Origin of the sequence: Streptomyces sp. SID14478, assembly GCF_010548525.1 — a bacterium.
GTDB lineage: Bacteria > Actinomycetota > Actinomycetes > Streptomycetales > Streptomycetaceae > Streptomyces.
The window spans coordinates 1-1,324 of record NZ_JAAGMG010000654.1 but is presented as its reverse complement, the minus strand read 5'-3'; the positions used below and the strand labels follow the sequence as shown (position 1 = coordinate 1,324).

Annotated in this window: 1 protein-coding gene; it reads left to right on the top strand. The window is 76.2% G+C overall.

The window, feature by feature from the left end; all coding sequences use genetic code 11:
* Nucleotides 1–1,324, top strand: a 1,324-nt coding sequence (locus tag G3I40_RS21730; protein WP_164303809.1) for a type I polyketide synthase, incomplete at both ends; no start/stop codon positions are given.

Here is a 1,324-nt window from a genome sequence, read left to right as displayed (position 1 = left end):
CCCGCCGGTCCCGCCCGCCCGGGGCCCTACGCGCCTGACGCGCCCGAGCACGAAGTGCGCCAGCGGCTGGCCCGCCTGGTCGACGCCGAGACCGCCGCGGTGACCGGCACCGGGACCGCGGCCGCGGACCGCTCGCTCACCTTCGCCGAACTCGGGCTCGACTCCGTCCTCGCGGTGCAGCTGCGCAACCGCCTCGCGGCGGCCGTCGGCCAGGACATCGGCATCGCCACCCTCTTCGACCACCCCACCCCGCGCGCCCTCACCGACGCGCTGTACGACCTGCTGCGCCCGCGCGCCCAGGACACCGCACCCGATGCGCAACTGCCCCCGGAACAGCGCGAGCCGGGCGCCGGTCACGCCGCGGACGAACCGATCGCGGTCGTCGCCATGGCACTGCGGCTGCCCGGCGGGGTACACACCCCCGAGCAGTTCTGGGAGCTGCTCTCGGGCGGGCAGGACGCCGTGTCGGGCCTGCCCACGAACCGCGGCTGGGACCTGGAGGCGCTCGGCCACCCGGACCCGAAGCGCCAGGGCACGGTGCGCCAGCGCTCCGGCGGATTCCTGCACGACGCCCCCGACTTCGACGCCGACTTCTTCGGCATCTCGCCGCGCGAGGCACTGGCCATGGACCCCCAGCAGCGGCTCCTGCTGGAAGTCAGCTGGGAAGCGCTCGAACGGGCCGGGTTCTCCCCCGAGTCGGTGCGCGGCACGCCGACCGGAGTGTTCACCGGAGTCATCGCCCAGGAGTACGGCCCGCGCCTCGCCGACGGCGGCACCGACGTCGGCGGCTACCTGGTGACCGGCACCACCACCAGCGTCGCCTCCGGCCGCATCGCCTACACCCTGGGTCTGGAAGGCCCCGCCGTCACCGTCGACACGGCCTGCTCGTCCTCGCTCGTCGCCCTCCAGCTCGCCTGCCGCTCGCTGCGCGCGGGCGAGACGGACCTGGCCCTGGCCGGCGGCGCGACCGTGATGCCGACGCCCGGCATGCTCGTCGACTTCAGCCGGCTCGGGGCGCTCGCCCCCGACGGCCGGTGCAAGGCGTTCTCCGCCGACGCCGACGGCTTCGGGATGGCGGAGGGCGCCGGCGTCCTGCTGCTGGAGCGGCTGAGCGACGCACGGCGCCTGGGCCATCCCGTCGTCGGCGTGATCCGCGCGGTGGCGGTCAACCAGGACGGCGCGAGCAACGGCCTGTCCGCGCCCAACGGCCGGGCCCAGGCCCGGGTGATCCGGCAGGCGCTCGCCGAGGCCGGGCTGACCCCGGCCGACGTCGACGCGGTCGAGGCGCACGGCACCGGCACCCGGCTCGGCGACCCGATCGAGG